The following is a 23,437-nucleotide window of genomic DNA, read 5'->3' as shown; positions in this document are numbered from 1 at the left end:
GGTGCGCATTCTGGTGATCGGACGCGGCGGACGCGAGCACGCGATCGTCTGGGCGCTCAAGAAGAGTCCCAAAGTCGAGAAAATTTTCTGCGCTCCAGGCAACGCCGGAATCGCCCAATTGGCGGAGAACGTCGAGATTGGGGAGATGGAATTTGCCCGTCTTGTCGGTTTTGCCAAAGAGCAGGCGATCGATCTGGTCGTCGTCGGTCCGGACGATCCGCTGGCAGCGGGCATCGTGGATGAGTTTGAGGCGGCGGCGATTCCGGTGTACGGTCCGCGCAAAAACGCGGCCGAAATCGAAGGTAGCAAAATTTTCATGAAAGACCTGCTGCGCAAGTACAGCATTCCGACCGCGAAATACGAGACGTTCACCGACTACGAGTCGGCTAAGGCGTATTTGGCTCAGCAGTCGGTTCCGATCGTCATCAAAGCGGACGGGCTGGCGGCAGGAAAGGGCGTAACGGTATGCTTCACGCGCGAGGAAGCGGACAAGGCGCTGGAGGAGACGATGGTGAGCAAGTCGTTCGGCTCGGCCGGCGACAAGGTTGTTATCGAGGAGTTCCTTGAAGGCCAGGAAATGTCGATTCTCGCGTTTGTGGACGGAGAGACGGTGCGGGCAATGTCGCCTGCGCAAGACCATAAGCAGGTGTTCGACAACGACAAAGGACCGAATACCGGCGGCATGGGCACGTATTCTCCGCTTCCGCATATCGATTCGGCGATTATCGAGGACGCGATCGAGAACATCATTAAACCGACGGCTCGCGCGATGGTATCGGAAGGCCGTCCGTTCCGCGGCGTTCTGTTCGCTGGCTTGATGATTACGAAGGACGGTCCGAAAACGATCGAATTCAACGCCCGTTTCGGCGATCCCGAGACGCAGGTTGTTCTGCCTCGGTTGGAGACGGATTTGCTGGAAATTTTCCTGGCTTCGATTGACGGCACATTGGCGGCTATCGACATTCGCTGGAGCGACGAGGCGGCGGTCTGCGTCGTGCTCGCTTCCGGCGGCTATCCGGGGTCTTATCCCAAAGGATTCCCGATCGACGGTTTGGACAGCGTAACCGTACCCGGAGCGCTTGTGTTCCATGCGGGAACTGCGCTGAAGGACGGTCAAATCGTGACGAACGGCGGCCGAGTATTGGGCGTTGTCGGACGCGGCGCGGGTATCGCAGAGGCGCGGGCCAATGCGTATGCGGCTGCAGCCGGCATCACATTCGAAGGCAAACAAAATCGCACGGACATTGCGGCCAAGGCGCTTGTGTAAAGATCTTGCTCGCTAACTGAGCCTCCGGTAGGGGACAGCCTGCTTTTTTAGCGGGCTTGCCCGCCGGGGGCTTATTCTTTATAAAACAGCGACTTGCGGTTGGTCAGCACAAAGGCGATCGCATAAATGACGCCAAGAATAATCAGAACGGTCAAGGCGTGGGACGATACCCATTTGACGAAGGCTTCCATGGCCTCATCTCCTCATGAGGAAAAATGTTGCTTGTCCGCTGATCCGGTTGGGAACGAGCAAGGTTACTCGGTAGCATTCCCCGTTTGCGCGGAAAAATGAGACTGCTGCGGAAGGGCTCGGACTATGGCTCCTTCCTCCGAGTGCATGGTAATATAAGAGCATCACGAGTCTGACGGACGGTTTTCCGCAGGTCGCCAAGACGGATAAGGGAAGGGCGCATGTCCGATATGGCCAGAGGCTTTATTACGAGCATTGAGCGTTTCAAGCCGCACACTTTTCAGGCGGAGCAAGGAGAAGGCTTGTTCATGTCCCATTCGCATGAGCATGACGAGCTGACTTTGATATTGGGCGGAGAGGGCTACTACAGCGCTCACGATCAGAACATCAAAGTATCGGAGGGAGATCTGATTCTGATTCCTTCCGGCCTTCATCATGGCTTTGTCTGTACCGAGCCGTGGACGGGGTTGTCGGTGCATTTTCTCTATGCGAAGGTTCCGGCGTACTGCCAGTATCTGTTTCTCAACGCCTATCAAAAGCCGCATCGGCTATGGAGCGCGCGACTGGACGCGGACGACAGAAGCTGGGCGGAGATGAGCCTGTCGCGTCTGGAGCGGGGATGGCATTCCGAGGAGACCAGCGACAATTCCTACGATTTGATGCGAATCGCCTTCGAGACGGTGCTGCTGCTGTTTCACCGCAACGTAGTCGTCGCTCAAGACGCGGAGCTGAGCAGCGACAAGCGAATCGTGCAAGAGGTGCTGAAGGAAATCCACAGAAACTACAATACGCCGATTACGATTCACGAGATCGCCTCTCGCCATTATTTGTCGGAGAGCATGCTTCGCAAGAAGTTTTCGGAAGCGGTCGGCGTATCTCCCAAGCAATACGTTATCAACTTGCGGATTGAGGAAGCCAAAAGGCTGCTGCGACAGACGGGCAAGGCGATCGAGTTTATTTCCTCCGAGGTGGGTTTTACGAGCTCCAGCCGATTTTACGAGCAGTTCGTCAAATCCGTCGGAGTCACTCCGCTTGAGTGGCGCAAGCAGCATCAGCAGAAGTAGTGGAGCGGAGGGGCTCTTTCAGACCGGGGGCGGTCTGAAAGGGCCTCTTTGGCGTTCTACCGGGGGTTAGATTGTTGCAAACTTGCTGCGCTGTATGGCTAATTCTCTGTTCGGAACGCTAGACCGCCGCAAACTCGCCACTCGATGCTTCTAACGGCCTCCCGAACCGTTAGATCCCCACAAACTCGCCACTCGATGCCTCTAACGGCCTCCCGGACCGTTAGATCGCCGCAAACTCGCCACTCGATGCCTCTAACGGTCTCCCGGACCGTTAGACCGTCGCAAACTCGCCACTCGATGCTTCTAACGGCCTCCTGGACCGTTAGACCGTCGCAAACTCACCACTCGATGCCTCTAACGGCCTCCCGGACCGTTAGACCGTCGCAAACTCACCACTCGATGCCTCTAACGGTCTCCCGGACCGTTAGACCGTCGCAAACTCGCCACTCGCTGCCTCTAACGGCCTCCCGGACCGTTAGACCGCCGCAGACCCGCCCTCGCTGCCTCTAACGGCCTCCCGGACCGTTAGACCGCCGCAAACTCGCCACTCGATGCTTCTAACGGCCTCCCGAACCGTTAGATCCCCACAAACTCGCCACCTCCCGCCACGACCGCCACACATTATCGTTTTCGACCGTCGAAATCGCCGAGGTTACGATTCTTTTTGTGAATTTAATAAAGCGTTTTCACAATTGTTCGCCCACGCTGTCCCTCTATAATTAAAGGTGAAGGCAGATCCAATACAAAAAGGGAGTGTCTATAAGATGAATCTCGGTAAAAGCCAAAGATTGCTGGTGTTCACGGCATCGATCGCGCTGCTTGCGGGGTTGACGACCGGGTGCGGCGGAGGAAACAGCGGAGGGAAGGAGCCTGCTGCAAGCCCTGGCGCCTCGGCGACGGGCAGCTCCTCTCAGAGCGCGGAGTCGGGAGGAGACCCGGTCAAAATCAAGTTCGCCGGCTGGGGAGATCCATCGGAGAAAGAGGTATTTACGAAACTGCTCAAAGGCTTCGAGGAGAAGTACCCGACGATCAAGGTGGAGTACTTGCACATCCCGGCCGACTACGTCGGTAAAATGAACACAATTCTAGCGGGCGGAGACGCGCCTGACGTATTCTACGTACCGGATGGGGACTTCGGACGTTGGGTGAGCCAAGGGCTGCTGCATCCCATCGAGGATCTCGTCAACGGCAGTTCGATCGATACGGGGGACATGTGGGAATCCGGCTTGATCAGATATCGTTACGACGGAGCGGTGAACGGGCAGGGACCGCTATACGCGCTGCCTAAGGACATCGGCCCGACCGTCCTTTACTACAACAAGGACCTGTTCACCAAAATGAACGTACCGTTCCCGAGCGCGGACACGCCGATGACGTTCGAGCAGCTGCTGGACACGGCGAAAAAGCTGACGATAGAGGAAAACGGAAAGGTCAAGCAATACGGCATGGGACCGATCTGGTGGGAAGGCTTCGTGCTCGGCAACGGCGGCGCGTTCCTGAGCGACGATCGCCGCGAGTTTCTAGGCAACGGAACGGCTGCGGTGGAGGCGCTGCAGTTTGCCGCGGATCTGTCCAACCAGCACAAGGTCGTTCCGAACGCAGCGGCGCTGAAGGATATGAACGATAGCCAGATGTTCCAGACGGGCAGACTGGCGATGATGATTACCGGGCGCTGGATGGTGCCGGAGTTCCGCAAGCTGGCCTTCGATTGGGACGTTGCTCCGCTGCCGGTGAACAAGTGGGCGGGCTGGAGCGGCTCGGTCGGACTCGGCATCTACAGTAAGTCGAAGCATATCGAGGCTGCTTACAAGCTTGTTGAGTACTTGGGAGGACCGGAAGGACAGAAGGAGCAATCGCTGATGGGCTTCGCCATTCCGAGCTTCAAGTCGATGGCCGCCACCGACGTCTTCCTGCAGCCGGGGCAGAAGCCCGAGCATGCAGAAGTGTTCATCAAGGCTGCCGAGAACGAGGTGCCCGGTCCGTGGACGAATCTGCCGAACGCCAAATGGTTCGATATGCTGTCCCAAGGACTCGCCCCGATGTGGGAAGGCAAGAAATCGGCCGCGGACGTGTTAAACGATCTGAAGCCGAAGATCGACGCGGCGATCAAGGAAGGCAACCCGGCGGTATTCAAGTAAGAGAATTATCGGCAGTAGGGGCTGTCTATAAGTATGGTTGCTTGAGATGATCGATAAAAAAAAGAGGTGTATGTACCTCCCGGAGAATGCCTCATACGCTCCTGAAATCACCCTGTAACGAGTTTACCTATTCAGATTTCAGGAGCGTATAGCATCGGAGGGAGATACATACACCTTGCAAGCCTTTATCATCGATCATTCCTCAGAGCGACTTGAATTGCTTACAGCCCCCCTCTGCAAGTAAAGACGGAGGTGAACGAATGAAACGCAAGGAATACGCCTGGGCCTACTTATTCGTCTCCGCCCCCATTTTGGGGTTTCTGCTGTTCGCGTTCGTGCCGCTCAGCTATTCCGTCTATGTCAGCTTTACGGAGTATAGCGGCTACCAGCCTCCCGTATTCACGGGAACTGCGAATTACGCCAAGCTTGCGCTGAACGACGAGCTGTTCTGGAAGACGATGTTCAATACGTTCTACGCGGCGCTAAGCATCCCGATCGGCATGGCGCTGGCGCTGTTCATCGCCACGGCGCTGAATCAGAAGGTGCGCGGCATCCGGTTTTTCCGGACGATGTTTTTTCTGCCGACAATCAGCTCGGTTATCGCGCTGACGCTGCTGTGGAAATGGATTTTCAACGATAGCTACGGCTTGCTGAACTACTTGCTGGAGCTGATCGGCATTCAAGGGCCTGCCTGGTTGAGCAGCGAGAAATGGGCAATGCCGGCGATGATCATTCAAGGCGTGTGGGCGGGACTGGGAATCAACATGGTGCTCTATCTGGCCGCGCTGCAAGGCGTTCCGAAGAGCTTCCACGAAGCGGCGGAGATCGACGGGGCCAGCCGCTGGCAGAGGTTCGTGCGGATTACGATTCCGTGCATTTCGCCGACGACGCTGTACATTTTGATTACGTCGATTATCGGGGCTTTGCAGGATTTTCCGCGCTTCCAGATCATGACCGAGGGCGGTCCGAACTACTCGACGACAACGATTGTTTATTACTTGTTCCAGAACGCGTTCCGGTATATGAGCATGGGATATGCATCGGCAATGGCCTGGGTGCTCGGGCTGCTGATTCTGGCGATTACGCTGCTGAATTTCTGGCTGTCCAAACGCTGGGTGCACTACGAATAGGGGGAAAAAAGCATGTCGAGTACGTTAGTCGGAAGGAGCGTCCGCCAGAGGAGGAAGAAAGCGGGGGAGATGGTCCGTCAGACCGTCGCCTATGCGTTCCTGACTGCGGGAGCGCTCGTGATGGCGATCCCCTTTCTCTGGATGCTGTCCACCTCGCTCAAGCAGCAAGGCCGCGAGTTCGAAATGCCGCCGCGCTGGATTCCCGAAGCGTTCGAATGGAGCAACTACGTCTTCGTATTGACGGAAGCGAACCTGCTTAAAGGTTTTTTCAACACGCTGCTCCTCATCTCCCTGCCCTGCATCGTCGGCTTGTTCACGAGCGCGCTGGCGGCCAATGCGTTCGCAAGGATGGATTTTCCGGCGAAAAATGTGCTGTTCACGCTGCTGCTGGCAACGATGATGATTCCGGGCGTTGTGACGATGATTCCGACGTTTATTCTGTTTAAGGAAATTGGCTGGATCGACAGCTGGCTGCCGTTAATGGTACCGGGGATGTTCGGGGCGGCGGCGGGCGTGTTTTTGCTGCGGCAGTTTTTTATGACCATTCCGAGAGAGCTGGAGGAGGCGGCGAAGGTAGACGGGATGAATCCGTTTCAGATTTTCATCCGGATTATGGTTCCGCTGTCCAAGCCCGCTCTTATTACGCAAGGTCTGTTCGGCTTTCTCGCCGGGTACAACGATTTTCTGGGACCGCTGATTTACATCAACACTCCGGAGAAGTTCACGCTTCAGCTCGTGCTGGCGTCGTTCCAAGGCTTCTACACGTCTCAATGGACGTATATTATGGCCGGTTCGGTGCTGGCGCTGATTCCGACGCTGCTGCTGTTCTTTTTCGCGCAAAGATACTTCGTCGAGGGCATTACCTTGACCGGAATGAAGGGGTAAAAAAGGAGAGAACGCACCCATGACTGCAACTTTTCGCAATCCGATCGTCCGAAACGCCGCCGATCCTTGGCTGCTGAAGCATAGCGACGGCTTCTACTATTTTATGTCCACGCAGTTCGGCTGTCTGGAAATTACGAAATCCGCTTCAATGACCGGGATCGCAACAGGCGCCAAGAAAAAAGTATGGATTCCGGAGGAGAACGGTCCGTACAGTCACAATCTCTGGGCGCCCGAGCTGCACTGGCTGGAAGGCATGTGGTACATCTACTACACCGCCAACGATGGAGGAGGTGATGAATCCCGCAAAATTTGCGTGCTGGAAAACGGCGAAGCCGATCCGACGGAAGGAGAGTGGATCTGGAAAGGGGCTCTCGATACGCCGCTGCCCGGGCTGGACGGGACGGTGATGGAGCTGGGAGGAAGCTTGTATTTTATGTATGCCGGCTATGGGCGGTATCCCGATTACGGCTCGGCGATTTTCATTGTCCGGATGGACAACCCATGGACGCTGGCGCTTGACGGAGGTCACGTGCTGCTTACGGCCCCTACGCTGGAGTGGGAAAAACAGGGCGGAATGGCGATCAACGAGGGACCTGTCATTTTGCGCAGAAACGGCTTTATTTTTCTCGTCTATTCGGCAAGTACGACCTGGTCCGAGGATTACGCTTTAGGCATGTTGACGATGAAGGAGGGGGACGATCCGATGGATGCGGCCTCCTGGCGCAAGTCGGCGGAGCCGGTATTTCGCAAAAGCGTCGAAAATCGCGTGTACGCCACTGGGCATAACAGCTTTACGATGTCGCCGGACGGGACGGAGGATTGGATCGTCTTTCACGCGCTGCCGGAGCCGGGAGCCGATACGGGGCTGCGCAGCACGCGCATTCAGCGTTTCGGCTGGAATCCGGACGGGACGCCGGATTTCGGCGTGCCGCTAAGCGACGAGCATGAGATCCAACGACCTTCCGGGGAGAAAAAATAATCATCTGTCGCGGGGGAATGAAGATGGGAAGAAGCGTTCGAAAAGGATGGCTGCTTGTACTGTCTTTAGTTATGCTGATGTCGTTGCTGGGCGGAGCTTCCGTTCAAGCGGCGACGACCGGATCGGTCGTCTCCAGCAGCGGAACGGAAACCGAGCCGTATTACGCCAGAGCGGTTAAGCTGGGCAACGGGGATGTGCTGACCACGTTCACACGCAGGTTTCCCGGAAATACCGGTTGGGTCGGGATGAAGCCATTCCCGATCTACCGCAGCTCCGACAACGGGAAAAGCTGGTCGCTGCTCAGCGAGATCGACCCGAACAATTACGGCTTGAACCGGGACCAGCAGGGAATGACGACGCTCTACGTGCTGCCGCAGCAGGTCGGAGCTTATCCGGCGGGCACGCTGCTGTTCGCCTCGACGGATTGGGACAATACGTCCGCTTATACGATTCATATTTGGCGGAGCACGGACAACGGAGCGACCTGGCAGCTTCATAGCCATCTGGCAGCGCGCGGAACGGCGGGCACGAAGCGCACCTGGGAGCCCGAGTTCGCCGTCACCGCCGACGGCCGGCTGATCTGCTACTACTCCGATGAGCGGCAGCCGGGCTACAATCAGGCGCTCGCTCAGGAGATTTCGAGCGACGGAGGGTTGACTTGGGGCAGTTATAGCCTGACCGTCGGAAGCTCGACGAACTGGGACTGGCGTCCGGGCATGCCTCGGGTCGTTCGGGCGAAGAACGGAACGTATTTTATGTTTTTCGAGATGCTGGGAGCCGCTCCGAACTTCGCCGTCCGGTTCAAGACCTCGACCGACGGCATCAATTGGGGAAGCCCGACCGATCTCGGCACTGTAGTCGGCACAGGCATCTATCGCGCTTCGCAAACTCCCGAAATCGCGTATGTGGACGACGGCAGCCCGAACGGCAGATTTTACGTGCGCGGGATGACCGACGTCGTGCCCACGGCCAATAAAATGTTCACCAGCTCCAATTACGGAGCAACGTGGTCTCTGGTGGACGCGCCGCTGACCGTCAAGGGAAGCAACCAGAATACCCCCGCCGCATGGAGCGGAACGCTGCTGCCGCTCGATCATTCGCTGCTGCTGGAGGTCAACACGGTCAAAGTCGGCAGCCGCAACGAAATTCGGGCGAACGTCGTGCAGATGAACGGGGAGTCCTCTATCGTCTCCGGGGGCATCTACAAGCTGATCAACCAGAATAATAGTCTGCTGCTGGATAATGCAGGGGGCGGATCGCCGGCCGGCACGGAAGTGATCCAATGGAACGATCTCGGCTTAGACACCCAGTGGTGGGTGCCGGATTATCGGAGCAACGGATTTTTCCGGGTGATGAACGTGAATACGGGCTTGGTGTTGGACGATCCGAACGGCGTGACGACTCCGGGGACGAAGGTCGTGCTGTGGACCGACAATTACTTGGATACGCAGCGATGGAAGTTCTCCTATAAGGGGAGCGGCTATTATACGAGCATGAACGAGCATAGCAGCCTGATGCTGGACAATGCGGGCGGGGGCTCTCCGGCCGGAACGAAGGTCATCCAATGGACGGCCAACGGGCTGGATACGCAGAACTGGAAGCTGCAGCGGGTCGACGTCGAAATCCCCGTCAATCAGCTGGAGAGCTACAACATCGGCAACTACGTCCGCGTCGACGCGGGCCGGGGCAAAATGGACGGAAGCCAGTACGCGCCGGAATCGCAGTGGAAGCTCGTGCCGGGACTGGCCGATCCGTCGGCGGTGTCGATCGAATCGGCAACGTATCCGGGCTACTATTTGCGTCACCGCGACGGCAAGGTGTGGCTTGACCCGTATGCCAATACGACGCTATACAAGAACGACGCCACCTGGCGTTTGCGCACCGGCTTCTCCAGCGGATGGGCGGCTTCGTTCGAAACGTACAGTTTCTCGGGCATCTACCTGAGACACCGGAGCGGTGTACTGGAAATCTCGTCGATTACGAACGCCCTCGACCAAGCCGACGCAACGTTCTATGTGAAGTAACTGAGTCAACGGCATATTTTGAAAGGGCCTGTCCCATAAGCAGAGTTGCTTGAAATGATCGAAAAACAAAGATAGGGGTATATACCTCCTGTAGACTGCCTCATACGCTCCTGAAATCCCCTTTTCACGAGTTTCCCCATTCAGATTTCAGGAGCGTATAGCAGCGGAAGGAGGTATATACCCCGTTAACCTTTAGTATCGATCATCTGTCAGAGCAACTTGGAGTGCTTATGGGACAGCCCTTTTTTTTGGGGTTGACAGAAGGCGAGGGAGATGATAACTTTAATTCATACTATTTTAATCGGAATATAAGGATAAGGGGTTTTCGACGATGGAAAAACCAATTACGATTCAGCATGATAATCTTGCCTTAACGGCTACGATACATTATCCGGTTCGGGACGGAGCCTGCCCGGAGAAGAAAATGCCGCTAGTCGTTATCTGCCACGGCTTTATCGGCAACCGGATTGGCGTGGATCGGCTGTTCCTGCTGGCAAGCCGATTGCTGGCGCAACGGGGCTTCCTCGTCATTCGTTTTGACTTTGCCGGCTGCGGTGAGAGCGAAGGCGTGTACGGCGAGCACGGTCTCGATTCGATGATTGCGCAGACGCGATCCGTGCTGGACTACGGCTTAAGCCTCGATTGCGTGGACCCGCTCAGAGTGACGCTGCTCGGACACAGTCTCGGGGGAGCCGTCGCTCTGCTGACGGGAACGAGAGATCGCCGCGTGAAATCGCTGGCGCTGTGGTCTCCCGTCTCCTATCCATTCAGCGACATTGTGAAAATCGTCGGGCGCGGCGTGTACGACGAAACGGTCAAGAAAGGTCAGGCGGACTATCAGGGCTACAAGCTGAAGCCCGAGTTTTTCGAGTCGCTGCAGCAGCATCAGCCGTTCCAGGAAGCGTCCAAGTTCTCGGGCGACGTCTTCATCGCGCACGGAACGTCGGATGACGTCATTCCGGCCGATTACAGCTTTCTGCTGGAGAAGACATTCTGGCTTCGCGGCGAAGGGCGCTGCGATAAGAACATTCTTTTCCAAGCGGACCACACGTACTCCCAAGGAGTTCACAAAAACGAGCTGTACCAATCCACCTTGGATTGGCTGGCGACCCACGAGAAGCGTCAGCAGGATTGGCAGCATTGGAGCATTTAAGCTAGACGGCGGACACCATCGAAAGCCAAACGGAATACGGTGGTAGGATGAGAGGAGTCGATGGAATGGCACTCTATCCGATCTACGTCAATTATCCGATAAGCCCGAGGCCGCGGTTCGGCGGCAATAGGCCGACGCATGGCCCGCTGCATGCGATCATTGCCGGCAATCGGTCTCGCTACGAGGCCGAATTGCGGGCTTTTGCGCGTTACGCCGAACAGTTGGTCGCCATAGCGTACGAGCATGACGATGCCGCTCCTGCGCAGCCCTCCTGGAACAATGACTGGTTCAGCGGATTAGATGCGCTGGCGCTGTACGGCATCGTGGCGGAGCGGCGTCCGAAACGCTACTGCGAGATCGGCTCGGGCAACTCCACGATGTTCGCCAAGAGCGCCGCTGCGGACCACGGGCTGACGACGGAGATCGTCTCGATCGATCCGTTCCCCCGCGAGGAGATCGACGAGATTTGCAGTCGTATCGTGCGCAAGCCGCTTGAGGAGACCGATTTGTCGTTGTTCGAGGAGCTGGAGGCCGGGGACATTCTGTTCGTGGACAGCAGCCACTATGTGTTCCAGAATTCGGATGCCAACATCGTATTTCTGGAGGTTATGCCGCGGCTGAAGTCCGGCGTTCTCGTTCATTTTCACGATATTTTTCTGCCGGACGACTATCCGGAGAGCTGGTCTCGCCGCTACTACAACGAGCAGTATATGCTGGCGGCTTATTTACTGGCGCAAAATCCGCAGGAGCCCGCATACGAGGTGGCGTTTCCGAGCCACTATGTCTCGCAAGACGCGGAATTGGCCGGTCTCGCGCAGACGGTTCTCGGAGCGATCGGTCCGCAGGGCGTCCCGGCCCGAGGCGGTTCGTTCTGGCTGAAGAAGCGTTGACTTGGGCCGGTTTGCGCGGGCTTTGTATGTATGTTCTTGTCGATCAAGTTAATCTTCTCCCCAAAAAAGATAGCTTCCTATCTGTCGCATCCGTCCCAACATCGCTAAACTAGGAGTATGAGACGGGATGGAGAGAGACAGCGATGCTTCTGAGATGGTGGAACGGTCTGAGCTTCCAGACGAAGCTCTTATGCGCGATCTATATGCTATGCGTCATCCCCACGGCCAGCGTGGGGCTTATTGCGTATCGCCAGTCGGCGGATTCATTGGAGAAAAGGGTTAACGAGGATCTGCAGGTCATCATCGGACAGTTCAACAATACGCTGGAGAAGCAGGTACAGGATTTCGAACGCTATAGCATGCTCCCCTATTCCACGGAAGAAATTTTTGAAATTATCGCTTCGCCGTTCTCGCCTAGAGACCAATGGGGCTATCGGGAGTTAATCAACCAACAGCGGCTTATCCAGCTCATTACGACCTATCCCTCCGTTAACTCGATGATCGAAGGCATGCTGTTCTACGGAACGAATGGGAGCATCTACGGTTATCGGACGAGCGGGGACAAATCCATCAACCCGGATTACAAGCCATACGAAGAGGCGTGGTACAAGCAGGCGATCGACAGGGAAGGCGGGTTGGTCATCTCCGGCTTGCGCGACGAAGCTCAATTCAACGGAACCACGTTCAAGACGATTACGATCGCGCGGCAGCTGATCGACCGGGATTTCAAGCCCGCCGCCGTCGTGGCCGTCGACATTAAGCCGGCGTTCATCCAGAAGACGGTCCGTTCGCTCAGCTTTAAGAACGTTCACGTCACCGTAGCCGCTCCCGACGGTTATGTCTATTCCTCGGAGCCGGAAATTACCGAGAAGCTGCTGGAGTTCCGCTCTTCGCAGGCTGAGACAGGCGAGAAGGCCGGCGGAGTGTCCAAATATGCCAAAGTGCGAAGCGTCGCCGCGGGAGGTTCGGAATCCGCGAACGCCTTCCGTCTGCAGTCGACGGTGGACGGCAACCATCGCTCCTGGAACGGCGTGGAGAAATTCAACGAATACACCGGCTGGACGACTTATTTGCTGGTCGACCGGGAGGAGCTGCTTCAGGAGAGCGCGGCGATTAAAAAATTGACTCTGCTTGTCGTTTTGTTTATTTTTATCGGAGCGGCGGTCGTGTCCTGGCTGCTGGCCAAAGGCCTGTCCAAGCCGATTCGCAGCCTGATGCGGTCGATGAGCAAGGTGGAGATGGGCAACTTCGAATCGACCTTGTCGCTACCCTACGAGAGAAGGGACGAGATCGGCCAGCTGCAATTCCGGTACAACCGGATGGTGACGCATCTGGACGAGCTGGTCAATTCGATCGAGGAGTCGGAGAAGCAGAAGAGAAACGCGGAGCTGTACGCGCTTCGCGCCCGCATCAATCCCCATTTTCTGTACAATACGATTAATTCGATTCGCATGCTGGCGCTCATTCAACAATCCGAGCATATCGCCAAATTGCTGCAATCGCTCAGCAAGCTGCTGCACTCCAATATGAAGATGGTCAAGGACCTTGTCAGCTTGGGGGAAGAACTGGAGCTGCTCAAGGAATATACGCTGCTGATGGAGCTTCGCTATACGAACCGCTTCGTTGTCAGATGGAAGGTGTCCGACGCTGCGTTGAAAGCCCAAATGCCGGTTATGCTGCTGCAGCCGCTGCTGGAAAACGCGATTTTTCACGGGCCGAGCAGCATGGAACGGCAGCTTCGCATCGAGGTGTCGGCGGAGATCGCGGATGAAGGGCGAACGCTGCGTATTGTCGTCGCGGACGACGGCAAAGGAATCGACGCCGCCAAGGTCAAGGAGTTGAACGATCCGGCCGCGGACGGGGAAGAAAGCATCGGGGTCCGGAACGTTCGGGAACGCATAAGGCTTAGATACGGAGCGGCCTACGGTCTGACGATCGACAGCGCGCCGGGCGAGGGGACGAAAGCGATTCTGCTGCTTCCGTATCAACCGAGAGGGGAGAACGCCGATGTGGAACATGCTGGTCGTTGAGGACGAGTCGATCGTCCGGATCGGATTGCGTTACCTGGTCGATTGGGAGAGCTACGGCGTCGTCTGGAAGGCGGAGGCCTCCAATGGCGAGGAAGCTTGGAATATCATCGAGGAAGAGGAAATTCATATCGTCATGACCGACATCCGCATGCCGGTGATGGACGGAATTCAGTTAACGAAGAAAATTAAAGAACGCGGCGGAGGAATCCAGGTCATCGTAATCAGCAGCTACGACGATTTTCCTTACGTTCAGGAGGCGCTGCGTCTGGGCGTTACGGATTATTTGCACAAGCCTACGATGGCGAAGGAAGAGATCGTAGATATGCTGAAGAAGGTGCTGGACAATCTGGAACGAACGTACGGACCTTCCTTGACTCCGGCGGGAACGACGGAGAAGGAGAGAGACGAATTTCTGAAAGCTTTGCTCTCGGGAACGGACGAAGAGGGGCGGCTGGAGAAGCAGTATGGCGCTCTCGGTTTGCCCGCGCTGGCGGACGGGGTTCGGCTGGTCGGCATCCGTCCGGCGTCGGGAGGAAGGGAAGAGGAGCCGGAGAAGAGCGGCTCGCGCTTCGCGGCGGCCAGGTACTTCATCGAGAAGTATGTGTCGCACGATTGGGGAGGCGCGGTGGCGAACGGAGAGCGGGACGAGCTGCTGTGGCTGGCGCCGGCGCAAGCCCGCAGCGGAGAACGGATCTGGAACGAGTATCTGGCGGAGCTGAAGAAAAATTTGGCCAATCTGCTTAACGTCGCGCTGGTCTTCTCCGGAGGCGCGCTTGCAAGCGATGTTCCCGGTCTGAGAACGGCGTACGGGGAGCTGCAGCGGGAACTCGGGGAGGCCGAAGGGGCTGTCGGACAGGCCGTTCGCATGGCGATGGACTATGTCGATCTGCACTTCTGCGAGGACGTGTCCCTGTCTTCTTGCGCTGAGTTCGCCCACGTTAGTCCCGCTCATCTCAGCCGGATCTTTCTCAAGGAGACCGGGGTCAATTTTAGCGATTACGTCATACGCAAAAAGATGGAGCGAGCCAAGGAGCTTCTTCGCAGAACGAATCTAAGAATTTACGAGGTGGCGGAGAAGGTCGGCTACGCGCATTCGCACTATTTCAGCAAGCTGTTCAAGGAATGTGTCGGGCAATCTCCGATCGAGTACCGAAACGGTTCCTGAGGCGGCCGATCAAAAAGATGTACGATTTCATAAGAATCGTACATTTTTTTGTGGACGCGCCCGAAAGTGGGCAAAACAAAGAGACAATATCTCATAAACCGTTCATGGCGAGGGGACAGGACGACTCCTATAATGAACCTTGTAAGCGTTTTATAGATCAAAGGGAGGTTTTAACATGAAGCGTTCTCGCTTATCCGCATTGCTGCTTCTCGTATTGGCCGTATCGCTTATCGTCTCCGCATGCGGGGGCAACAAGAATTCGGGAGCTCCCGCGTCAAGCGGCTCCGGCGCGAGTCCTTCGGCTTCCGAATCCGGTTCGGCGCCTTCGGGAGAGGACAAAGAACCGGTTACCCTGAAAATTTCCAGCTGGAATCCGCTGAGCCAGAAGGTAATCGAGAAGTTCGAGGAGCAATATCCGTACATTACTGTGGAGCCGGATCAGATCGCCGACCAGTACCGGGAAGTCATCCGGACGAGAATCGTCTCGAAGGCCGACATGGACATCGCGTGGATGTTCCCGAATCAGATGCGCGAGTATGTCGACCAGAACGTCTTGATGGACATGTCCGGGGAAGCCTGGAAGGACAATTATCTGGAATCCGCCGTTCAACTAGGCACGGTGGACGGCAAAACCTACGGAGTGCCGTACAACTATTACGCCGTTGTCGTTTTCTACAATCGAGACGTATTCAAGAATCTCGGCTTAAACGTTCCGACGACCTGGGAAGAGCTGCTGGACGTCAGCGAGAAAATCAAGGCTAGCGGACTCGCGCCGTTCGTGACGGGTGGCAAGGACGCCTGGGCGACCCAGTTCATGTCCAGCGGCCAATTCGGCGCTTATCAGCACAAGGATCCTCTCGTGTTCGAGAAGCTGGCTTCCGGGGAGAAAAAGTGGACCGATCCGGAATTCGCGGACTTCTTCGGCCCTCTGAGCGAATTGGCGGACAAGGGGTATTTCCTCGAAAATTCGGTCGGGCTGGGCAACGCCCAAGTCGTGCAGGTGTTCAAGGAAGGGAAGGCCGCGATGTATCCGATGGGAAGCTGGGCGCTCGACGAATTCCCCGCGGACTTCAAGGAGTTCGAGGTGGGCGCGTTCCCGATCCCGCTTAACAAGGCCGGCGAGCCGCTCGTCGTCAACCTGATCTCGGACAATATTTTCACCGGCATCTCTTGGAGCAAGCATCCCGAGGAAGTAAAGCTGTTCATGGACTTCATCGCCCGGCCGGAGACGGCCAAGCTGTGGTCCGACGATACGAAATCGGCAGTAACTGTCGTTGGCGGCACTTCCCCGACCTACCATCCGATCGCGGAAGAGCTGACGAAGAGCATCGAGTCGAATATCTCGACGATCTTCCCGAGCTTGACGCCTTCCATGGAGCCGGCGTATTTCCCGATGCTGCAGCAGATTCTGCTTAAACAGAAGCCGGATTTGGCGAAGCTGATGGAAGAGATGCAGAAGGCGCAGGAGAAGGACTACAAGTAATTCGCCGCGCAAGGCGCGAACGGACAGCTCCGACCCGGGGATAGAAGCCCGGGTCTTTGCTTCTTCGCAGGCTTGCCTCGCACACACGGGAGGGACCTTATGAGAATACTGAATCTGAAAACCTTTCTTCTGTTCCTGGCCCCCGCGCTGCTGCTTTATTCGCTATTCTACGCGGGTCCGATCGTCAGCGGACTATATTACGGCTTCACCGACTGGAAAGGCGTTTCCTTCAGCGCGAACTGGATCGGTCTGGACAATTTCAAGAACGTCTTCTCCGATCCGCTGTTCGCCACCGCGCTGCGCAACATGTTGATTCTGTCCATCGTCGTTATCGCCATTCAGCACGCGATCTCCATTTTCCTGGCCGTCCTGCTCGACCAGAAGCTGCGGGGCGTCGTCTGGATGCGCGCGGTCATTTTTTACCCGGCCATTCTGAATACGGTCGTCATCGGCTATATCTGGAGCTATATGTACTCGCCGTTCGTCGGCTTTCTGCCCAAGTTTTTCGAGGCGCTCGGCCTGGACACGCTGGCGGGCATCGATTGGCTGGGACGTACGGATACGGCGATCTACGCCATCTCGTTCGTCATTATCTGGCAGTACACCGGGTACTCGATGATGATCTACATGGCCGGGTTGCAAGGGATCTCGTCGGACATCTACGAATCGGCCAGCATTGACGGCGCCAATGCCCGGCAGAAATTTTTCAAGATTACGCTGCCGCTCCTCGTGCCGGCCATCACCGTCAATACAGTGCTGTCGGTCATCGGGAACATGAAGCAGTTCGAGCATATTTGGGTCATGACGCAGGGAGGGCCGGCCAACTCGACGCAAGTGTTCGGGACGCTGATCTATCAATTCGCGTTCAAGACGTCGCAGCCGGGCTATGGAACGGCGATGGCTATTCTGCTGTCCATTCTCATCATGCTGGTGACGGTCACGATCATCCGGGTGCTGAACAGATGGGAGGTTAAGCAATGAGGGCGGCCAAAATTTCTTCATACGGAATCGTCGCGGTCTGCTTGGCCGTCATTCTCGTTCCGTTGTTTGTGCTGGCGACCGTATCGCTGCAAAATTCGTCTGGAACGCTGAATCCGCTGGGTTTGCCGGAGACGTACTACTGGAGCAACTATCCGAAGGCGATCGAAGTCGGGCGTCTCGTCCTGTACTTCACGAACAGCGTGACCGTGCTGGCCGTTTCCTTATCGGTGACGCTCGTATGCGCCATTCTGGCCGGGTACGCGCTGCGACACGGTAGAGCGTGGAGGGCCGATTGGCTGTTCTCTTATTTTCTTCTCGGCATGATCCTGCCCGGCTTCGCCGGAACGATCCAGTCCTTCCTGCTGCTCCGGGAGCTATCGCTGCTCAACACCCATCTGGGCCTCTCGATCATTCAAGTGGCCGGGGGGATGGCTCTGCCGATCTTCCTGTACTTTCAGTTTTTCAAAACCGTTCCGCTGGAAATCGAGGAAGCGGCGATGATCGACGGCTGCTCGCCGATACGGATTTTCTGGCAGGTTGTCGTTCCGCTGACGCTGCCGGTAACCTCGACTTGCATTATCGTAATTGCGATCAATTCGTGGAACGATTTTTTCGGTCCGCTCGTCTACCTGTCGTCTCCGAACAGCCGGACGCTGCCGATCGGGCTTATGTTCTTCAAAACGCAGTACTCGGCCAATTGGCCGCAGCTGTTCGCCGCTTCGGCGCTGGTCGCTATGCCGATTACTCTGCTGTTCATGTTCGTACAAAGATTTATTATTAAGGGACTGGTCGGCGGGGCGGTCAAAGGCTGATCGCTCCGAATCCGATCGGCGCCAACGGAAGGGAGTACGGGAGATGAAGCTCGGAATAAGCACGTATTGTCTGGTCGATAAGCTGCGCGGCGGGGAGATGACCGTCCTCGATGTTTTGGAATGGGCGAAGGAGCAGCGTTGCGAGCATGTGGAGCTCGTGCCCTACGGTTATTCGCTGGTCGACGACGGAGACCTCGCGGAGCGGGTCCGGCGCAAAGCGGAACAGCTCGGTCTTGAGCTGTCCAACTATGCGCTTCCGGCCAACTTCGCGCACGAATCGGAGGAAGACTTCCTTGCCGAAGTGGAGCGCTTGAAGGGGCATGTCGATTTGCTAGCGGCAATGGGAATTCGCTCTATGCGTCACGACGTGGTGGCGTTTACGATTCCGCAAGAGGAAGCCGACATCGCGCATTTCGAGAAGAATCTGCCGCGAATCGCCGAGGGCAGTCGGCTTATCGCGGACTACGCCGCCGAGCGCGGCATCGCGACGAACATCGAAAACCATGGCTGGGGCGTGCAGCACAGCGATCGCGTCCAACGGGTAATCGCCGAGGTGAATCGCCCGAATTTCCGGACGGTGCTGGACATCGGCAATTTCCTGTGCGTCGACGAACCGCCATTGATCGGGGTCGCCAAAAATCTGCCTTTGGCTTCGATCGTCCACCTGAAAGACTTCTATTATCGCGGGGCCGATCAGAATCCCGGAGACGGCAAATGGTTCCGCACCGCGAACGGCAACTTCTTAAGGGGCTCGATATTCGGTCAGGGAGACCTGCCGGTAAGAAGTCTGCTCAAGCTCATCAAAGGCTCGGGCTACGACGGCTATCTGACTTTGGAATTCGAAGGCATGGAGGAAAGCCGGGAAGGAACCGCCATCGGCTTGGACAACGTTCTCAGGCTGTGGGACGAAGCTTGAGGCTGTCGTTATTCGGGGGAATGGATCGGCTTTAGATCTGACAAATGAGGAAATCTCATGAAGAGGGGATTTTACCCCTTTTCCCAGAGCGAGTATTGTTTGCTTACCAGACTAGCAGAAAAATTCCATATGGACAGAATTGTAAAGTTGCCCGATTATAAAGTCGATATTACCGATCATTCAGAAAATTGTCGGACAAAACAAGGATATTTTTTCGTATTAGTAGTAGATCTAAATCAAAAATAAACAAAATCATCCCACTCTCAGAGTAGGGATGATTTGCGTAACAAGTGGTAAAAACATAAACAATTCATTAGACTTAACCTTTTTGTTCAATTGTAAGTTTGCAAGCAGAAGAATCGTAGGAATTAACATTGAAAGAAATTAATTGCTTGTTTGGTTATTTGAGTGTTCAACAACAGGAGTGAATATGGTATTAAGTTTAGTGGAATCCTCTTTTGATAACTGAGTTAAAGTTTTTGTCACCAACACAATTGAGTTGTTTAACTGGTTCAATCTTCTATCAAGTGTCTCCAGGCGCTGATTAAAACTTCCCAGAATAGTTCTGAGTAGTATAATGGCAATAAGCCCAGGGAACCCTATTGTTCCGACTAGCTTTCCTATATTTTCGAGAACTACACTATCCATATTAAAATCTTCCCTTCATGGTGAGTTACAAAGCCCAGCATCATTTAGATGCTGGGCTTTGTAACTGAAATTTACAGGTCAGTCCATTGACTAGGCGAATACTGTTGGAACCAGATAGTATCAAAATAGGCGGTTACCTGCTGTGCATTATCTGTTACTTTATGACGAATAACTACTTCCGGGCCGTCCTGTGGTTGATCTCTTAAACGAATAGATGTTGAACTTCCGCCATCTAGATGAATCGCCATTGTACATCCCAAATCCTTCATAATTGTGCGGGCATCATAAAAGGTTATTCCATAGTTTGCATTGTTACGATTTGCATTATCAACAGCAATAGCAAGGACTACTTGCTCGGTACTTGGAATATAGCCCATCATTGTACGAGGACGCTTATCCGCAGTACCACCGACACCTTCTGCTTCTGAAGCAATTAAAGTATCATAAGCAGATTTTGATAGTGTTTGATCAAGATGTAGGCTAATACCTCCAATTGCCCACTTAAGGTTACTAAGGGAACCTGTCAGATCTTTCGCAAGAACTGTTTTTTGAAAGAAACAATTCCGTTAGTTGTTCGGTACATGGTACCTCTATTTCGGTCAACAGTAGAGCTTCCGTTTTTTAGGCAATTTTGAGGGTACGAGGAACTAGGACGGACAGCAGCCCCATCTTGTACAGCGATACCCAAAACATTTGCTCCATAAAACGTCCCGTTTACACCTTGTATGGAAGAGTTATAGACACTAGAGTTGCCCAGCGAGCCCACCTTAAATTCGTCGACATGTCTAATAAGTGTGTAAACTTCTGTAGAGACCCCATTAATTGTTCTCTTAAAATGTTGCCACATTTAGAATCACTCCCATTATTATTTTTTTGTCTGATCAGACGGAGAAGTTGGCCGTGTTTTTCTTCTCATAAATAAGGGAGTTTTTTTTTGTATTCTACAACTTGAATTTCAAGTTATTGAATATCTTTGTGAACAAACTCGAGAAATTCAACAATAATTTCGGATATGACTTCCTCAACTGGCAAACAAATATATTTGCTAAGATAAAGTATATCTGTTTTAAATAACTCTATAAGCTGAAGTATTGCTTTGGAATCATTATCCTTCGCGGCGTTAACAATAACTATGAATTCACTATCTTTGATAACTGCTGTATCATTTTGAGTTTCCATTTGTTCACCGCCTGCTGACTCATATTTAGTTGACGAGCGACCTCGACTTCTGTGTGGCCTTCTATGTAAATTTTTTGCAAAATTAATTTTCCGTTATTGGGCAGTTTATTCATATATTGTTCTATTAATATTTTATCATCCGACGAGTTTGTAAATGCAGTGCTGGCAAATTCATACTCAGATATAGGCCGCTCTCGTTTTTTTATCTTTTTGGTTCGATATTGCAATCTCCAGCCAATCCGATAAATTTCTCTCTTATAACGCTCATACATCGTTTGTTGGTTCATGTCAATTCCCTCCCATTAAACTACATACTACAAAAAAAGTGTCTACATATAGGGAGAATAAAACAAAATTTTACAACCAAAAAAAATAAAATATCCTATAAATTCCTCTATCTAGAAGTAATCGGGGTGATAATAATGATGGGGAAATTTACAGTCAAAGTCATCAGTTCAACAAATGATTTGTGGAAGTAGGGATATCTTTTGAAACTTCCGGCAGCCTCATTGCGTCTAATTATTGGAGAGAGGTGTAAAATTTATGAAAAAAATTAATGGTTATATTAAGTTTGTGCTTGGTAGTATCCGCATGTTCGACTTCAGAAAAAAACGAAGAACAGCAGCCGAAAGCTCCTGTTGCTGAAAGCGAGTCGCCCAATACGTCAATATCCCAACACAAGTTGGAGACAGCGGAACCAATTGAAGGGGAGAATCGCGAAAAGCAGAAACGCAAAGGAGAATTGGATCTTGACCATATTGAAAATGTAAACGTGAAAGGCGATCTGTTGGAGTCCGTTATGTCTCTTCTTCATGCTGTTAAAAATAAGGATAAAGATGCTAGATTGAATCTTACTTATGATCCTTCCTTTGACGAATTTTCAGCAGCAGAGCCATATATCTTAGCTGTCACAAAAATCGAGCAAGATAATTCAAGGGTCAAGGCTGTGACCGATGAATACGATCTAAAGCAGGCAGCAGAAGAAGTAACTATCGTTAAAATTTCAACTAAAACATTGGATAGCAGCTTAAAGGAAACCGTAGGTACCGGAGATTACATTTTCGTTAAAGTGGACGGGCTATGGAAAGTCTATCGTTTTCAATAAGTCATACGGATCGACCTAATCGGACGCAATAAAAGAAATTTCACCCTTTTTCCCCACGCGCTCTATATGGTTTAATTATAGGGTACATACATGGGAAAAGGAGAATGAGCATGACGCAACGAATGCGAATCGCGTTGCAGCTGACGCTGGCTGCCGCGATCGTGGGGTTGACTGCCTGCGGCGGCGGGAATAAGGAGGCGGAAACAACGCCCCCGGCTGAGACTCAGCCGCCTACCGCAAGCGCTTCCGCGACTTCGAGCGAATCCCCTTCGCCGCCTGCTGCAGCTTTCCTGGCGCCGTTAACGGGGCTGCCGGCGGAGAAGGAAGTGACGAATCGACCGTTCGCGGTCATGATCAACAATCTTGCGCCGGCAAGGCCTCAATCGGGGATGACGCAGGCGGATGTGGTGTGGGAGCTGCTGGCCGAAGGCGGAATTACGCGGTTTGTCGCTGTGTTTCAGAGCAAGGAGTTTGTCGAGCCGATCGGACCGATCCGCAGTATTCGTCCTTACTACATCCAGGTCGGAGAATTCTATGGCGGCGTGCTTGTTCACGCGGGAGCGAGCAACGACGGCTTTGCGATTTTGCAGAAGCAGAAGAAGGAGCATCTGGACGAGATTACGAATGCCGGAGCTTACTTTTACCGGGACAAGTCTCGCAAAGCGCCGCACAACGTTTATTCCACGCTCGAAAAGCTGCGCGAGGGTGCGGAGAAGCGGAAATACGGAACTACGGCTAACGTGCCCGTATTTACATTCAATGACACGCCTCCGGCTCTGGCGACCGCGACGAGCGCCGCGAACATCGACATCAAGTTTATGCTATCTAGCTACAAGGTCTCCTATGCCTACGACAGCACCAAAGGGCTGTACTATCGTTCGATCAACAACGAGCCGCACATCGACAAGAACAACAACGAGCAGCTGTCGGCGTCCAATCTGGTCGTGCTGTCCGCCAAGCACGATATTAAGGACGACGTAGGTCGATTGGTCGTCGATCTGAACAAAGGCGGGGAAGCGATTTTGTTCCAGCAAGGCAAAGCGATTGTATGCAAGTGGGAGCGCAAGGAGGGCGACATCATCCGGTTGATGAAGGACGGACAGGAGCTGCCGTTCTTGCCTGGGACGACTTATTATCATGTCGTACCGACTTCCAATCCGTTGGACAAGCTGGTTACATATCAATAATGCGAAGGGGCTGTTCCGGTCGTTGCGACCCGGGGCGGCCCCTTTTTCCAAAGTATCGGCAATGAGCTTATTTTGTGCTTGTGAAGAGAAATTTGGTAAATACTAAGATTTGCGGTGACCTGATAGATAAATGGGGTAATGAGCATCATGTAAGCAATTGTAGCTCGGTCGGGCTCGCTCGACATTAGTGTTTTCGACAGCGGTCAAGGGAA

Annotated in this window: 19 protein-coding genes; 17 read left to right on the top strand and 2 right to left on the bottom strand. The window is 54.1% G+C overall.

The annotated features are described in order from the left end of the window. The first annotated feature begins 1 nt into the window (after window position 1). From purD to J4772_RS25635, 15 genes are all read left to right on the top strand, one after another. Complete coding sequence (purD, locus tag J4772_RS25705) at window positions 2-1,267, top strand: phosphoribosylamine--glycine ligase (protein ID WP_209071969.1); 1,266 nt, start codon at window positions 2-4, stop codon at window positions 1,265-1,267. Window positions 1,268-1,677: 410 nt separating this feature from the next. Beyond that, a complete protein-coding gene (locus J4772_RS25700; RefSeq protein WP_209071968.1) occupies window positions 1,678-2,520 on the top strand; it encodes an AraC family transcriptional regulator in 843 nt (280 codons plus the stop codon). A 764-nt stretch (window positions 2,521-3,284) separates the two neighbouring features. After that, window positions 3,285-4,658, top strand: coding sequence for an ABC transporter substrate-binding protein (locus J4772_RS25695; RefSeq protein WP_209071967.1), 1,374 nt, complete (start codon window positions 3,285-3,287; stop codon window positions 4,656-4,658). A 260-nt stretch (window positions 4,659-4,918) separates the two neighbouring features. Continuing rightward, entirely contained in the window at window positions 4,919-5,788 is an 870-nt protein-coding gene (locus J4772_RS25690) for a carbohydrate ABC transporter permease (RefSeq protein WP_116065213.1), read from the top strand. A gap of 12 nt (window positions 5,789-5,800) precedes the next feature. Continuing rightward, the gene (locus J4772_RS25685) at window positions 5,801-6,673 is read left to right on the top strand and encodes a carbohydrate ABC transporter permease (RefSeq protein WP_116065214.1); all 873 of its coding nucleotides are present in this window, start codon (window positions 5,801-5,803) and stop codon (window positions 6,671-6,673) included. Window positions 6,674-6,692: 19 nt separating this feature from the next. After that, a complete protein-coding gene (locus tag J4772_RS25680) occupies window positions 6,693-7,652 on the top strand; it encodes a glycoside hydrolase family 43 protein (RefSeq protein ID WP_209071966.1) in 960 nt (319 codons plus the stop codon). Between the two features lie 23 nt (window positions 7,653-7,675). Next, the gene (locus J4772_RS25675; protein WP_209071965.1) at window positions 7,676-9,676 is read left to right on the top strand and encodes an AbfB domain-containing protein; all 2,001 of its coding nucleotides are present in this window, start codon (window positions 7,676-7,678) and stop codon (window positions 9,674-9,676) included. 331 nt (window positions 9,677-10,007) lie between these two features. Continuing rightward, window positions 10,008-10,829, top strand: coding sequence for an alpha/beta hydrolase family protein (locus J4772_RS25670; RefSeq protein WP_209071964.1), 822 nt, complete (start codon window positions 10,008-10,010; stop codon window positions 10,827-10,829). A 65-nt stretch (window positions 10,830-10,894) separates the two neighbouring features. Further along, on the top strand, window positions 10,895-11,719 hold the full coding sequence (locus J4772_RS25665; RefSeq protein ID WP_209071963.1) for a class I SAM-dependent methyltransferase: 825 nt from the start codon (window positions 10,895-10,897) through the stop codon (window positions 11,717-11,719). Window positions 11,720-11,862: 143 nt separating this feature from the next. Beyond that, the gene (locus J4772_RS25660; RefSeq protein ID WP_209071962.1) at window positions 11,863-13,749 is read left to right on the top strand and encodes a cache domain-containing sensor histidine kinase; all 1,887 of its coding nucleotides are present in this window, start codon (window positions 11,863-11,865) and stop codon (window positions 13,747-13,749) included. Beyond that, window positions 13,727-14,914 (top strand): response regulator transcription factor, encoded by a 1,188-nt coding sequence (locus J4772_RS25655; protein ID WP_209071961.1) that lies wholly within the window; start codon window positions 13,727-13,729, stop codon window positions 14,912-14,914. The genes J4772_RS25660 and J4772_RS25655 overlap by 23 nt, the downstream gene beginning before the upstream one ends. Window positions 14,915-15,089: 175 nt before the next feature. Beyond that, the gene (locus J4772_RS25650) at window positions 15,090-16,397 is read left to right on the top strand and encodes an ABC transporter substrate-binding protein (protein ID WP_209071960.1); all 1,308 of its coding nucleotides are present in this window, start codon (window positions 15,090-15,092) and stop codon (window positions 16,395-16,397) included. A gap of 99 nt (window positions 16,398-16,496) precedes the next feature. Beyond that, a complete protein-coding gene (locus J4772_RS25645; protein WP_209071959.1) occupies window positions 16,497-17,378 on the top strand; it encodes a carbohydrate ABC transporter permease in 882 nt (293 codons plus the stop codon). Beyond that, complete coding sequence (locus J4772_RS25640) at window positions 17,375-18,190, top strand: carbohydrate ABC transporter permease (RefSeq protein ID WP_209071958.1); 816 nt, start codon at window positions 17,375-17,377, stop codon at window positions 18,188-18,190. The genes J4772_RS25645 and J4772_RS25640 overlap by 4 nt, the downstream gene beginning before the upstream one ends. A gap of 43 nt (window positions 18,191-18,233) precedes the next feature. Next, the gene (locus J4772_RS25635; RefSeq protein WP_209071957.1) at window positions 18,234-19,106 is read left to right on the top strand and encodes a sugar phosphate isomerase/epimerase family protein; all 873 of its coding nucleotides are present in this window, start codon (window positions 18,234-18,236) and stop codon (window positions 19,104-19,106) included. A 719-nt stretch (window positions 19,107-19,825) separates the two neighbouring features. Here the strand turns inward: J4772_RS25635 and J4772_RS25630 are convergent. Together J4772_RS25630 and J4772_RS25625 are read right to left on the bottom strand one after the other, a co-directional pair. After that, entirely contained in the window at window positions 19,826-20,188 is a 363-nt protein-coding gene (locus tag J4772_RS25630) for a phosphodiester glycosidase family protein (RefSeq protein ID WP_256442740.1), read from the bottom strand. A 696-nt stretch (window positions 20,189-20,884) separates the two neighbouring features. Further along, on the bottom strand, window positions 20,885-21,220 hold the full coding sequence (locus J4772_RS25625; protein WP_116065888.1) for a sigma factor-like helix-turn-helix DNA-binding protein: 336 nt from the start codon (window positions 21,218-21,220) through the stop codon (window positions 20,885-20,887). 269 nt (window positions 21,221-21,489) lie between these two features. Between J4772_RS25625 and J4772_RS25620 the strand changes: the two genes are divergently transcribed. Both J4772_RS25620 and J4772_RS25615 read left to right on the top strand, forming a co-directional pair. Then, complete coding sequence (locus J4772_RS25620) at window positions 21,490-22,038, top strand: hypothetical protein (protein WP_209071955.1); 549 nt, start codon at window positions 21,490-21,492, stop codon at window positions 22,036-22,038. A 110-nt stretch (window positions 22,039-22,148) separates the two neighbouring features. Further along, window positions 22,149-23,225, top strand: a complete 1,077-nt coding sequence (locus J4772_RS25615) for a DUF3048 domain-containing protein (RefSeq protein ID WP_247740852.1) — start codon at window positions 22,149-22,151, stop codon at window positions 23,223-23,225. Window positions 23,226-23,437: the final 212 nt, after the last annotated feature.

Origin of the sequence: Cohnella sp. LGH, from assembly GCF_017671885.1 — a bacterium.
Classification (GTDB): domain Bacteria; phylum Bacillota; class Bacilli; order Paenibacillales; family Paenibacillaceae; genus Cohnella; species Cohnella phaseoli.
The sequence above is the reverse complement of the archived record's forward strand: the minus strand, read 5'-3'. Positions and strand labels throughout refer to the sequence as shown.

Coding starts and splice junctions, on each gene's coding strand:
- J4772_RS25700 (WP_209071968.1), top strand. CDS start 1,678: ATGTCCGATATGGCCAGAGGCTTTATTACGAGCATTGAGCGTTTCAAG.
- J4772_RS25695 (WP_209071967.1), top strand. CDS start 3,285: ATGAATCTCGGTAAAAGCCAAAGATTGCTGGTGTTCACGGCATCGATC.
- J4772_RS25690 (WP_116065213.1), top strand. CDS start 4,919: ATGAAACGCAAGGAATACGCCTGGGCCTACTTATTCGTCTCCGCCCCC.
- J4772_RS25685 (WP_116065214.1), top strand. CDS start 5,801: ATGTCGAGTACGTTAGTCGGAAGGAGCGTCCGCCAGAGGAGGAAGAAA.
- J4772_RS25680 (WP_209071966.1), top strand. CDS start 6,693: ATGACTGCAACTTTTCGCAATCCGATCGTCCGAAACGCCGCCGATCCT.
- J4772_RS25675 (WP_209071965.1), top strand. CDS start 7,676: ATGGGAAGAAGCGTTCGAAAAGGATGGCTGCTTGTACTGTCTTTAGTT.
- J4772_RS25670 (WP_209071964.1), top strand. CDS start 10,008: ATGGAAAAACCAATTACGATTCAGCATGATAATCTTGCCTTAACGGCT.
- J4772_RS25665 (WP_209071963.1), top strand. CDS start 10,895: ATGGCACTCTATCCGATCTACGTCAATTATCCGATAAGCCCGAGGCCG.
- J4772_RS25660 (WP_209071962.1), top strand. CDS start 11,863: ATGCTTCTGAGATGGTGGAACGGTCTGAGCTTCCAGACGAAGCTCTTA.
- J4772_RS25655 (WP_209071961.1), top strand. CDS start 13,727: ATGTGGAACATGCTGGTCGTTGAGGACGAGTCGATCGTCCGGATCGGA.
- J4772_RS25650 (WP_209071960.1), top strand. CDS start 15,090: ATGAAGCGTTCTCGCTTATCCGCATTGCTGCTTCTCGTATTGGCCGTA.
- J4772_RS25645 (WP_209071959.1), top strand. CDS start 16,497: ATGAGAATACTGAATCTGAAAACCTTTCTTCTGTTCCTGGCCCCCGCG.
- J4772_RS25640 (WP_209071958.1), top strand. CDS start 17,375: ATGAGGGCGGCCAAAATTTCTTCATACGGAATCGTCGCGGTCTGCTTG.
- J4772_RS25635 (WP_209071957.1), top strand. CDS start 18,234: ATGAAGCTCGGAATAAGCACGTATTGTCTGGTCGATAAGCTGCGCGGC.
- J4772_RS25625 (WP_116065888.1), bottom strand. CDS start 21,220: ATGAACCAACAAACGATGTATGAGCGTTATAAGAGAGAAATTTATCGG.
- J4772_RS25620 (WP_209071955.1), top strand. CDS start 21,490: ATGGTTATATTAAGTTTGTGCTTGGTAGTATCCGCATGTTCGACTTCA.
- J4772_RS25615 (WP_247740852.1), top strand. CDS start 22,149: ATGACGCAACGAATGCGAATCGCGTTGCAGCTGACGCTGGCTGCCGCG.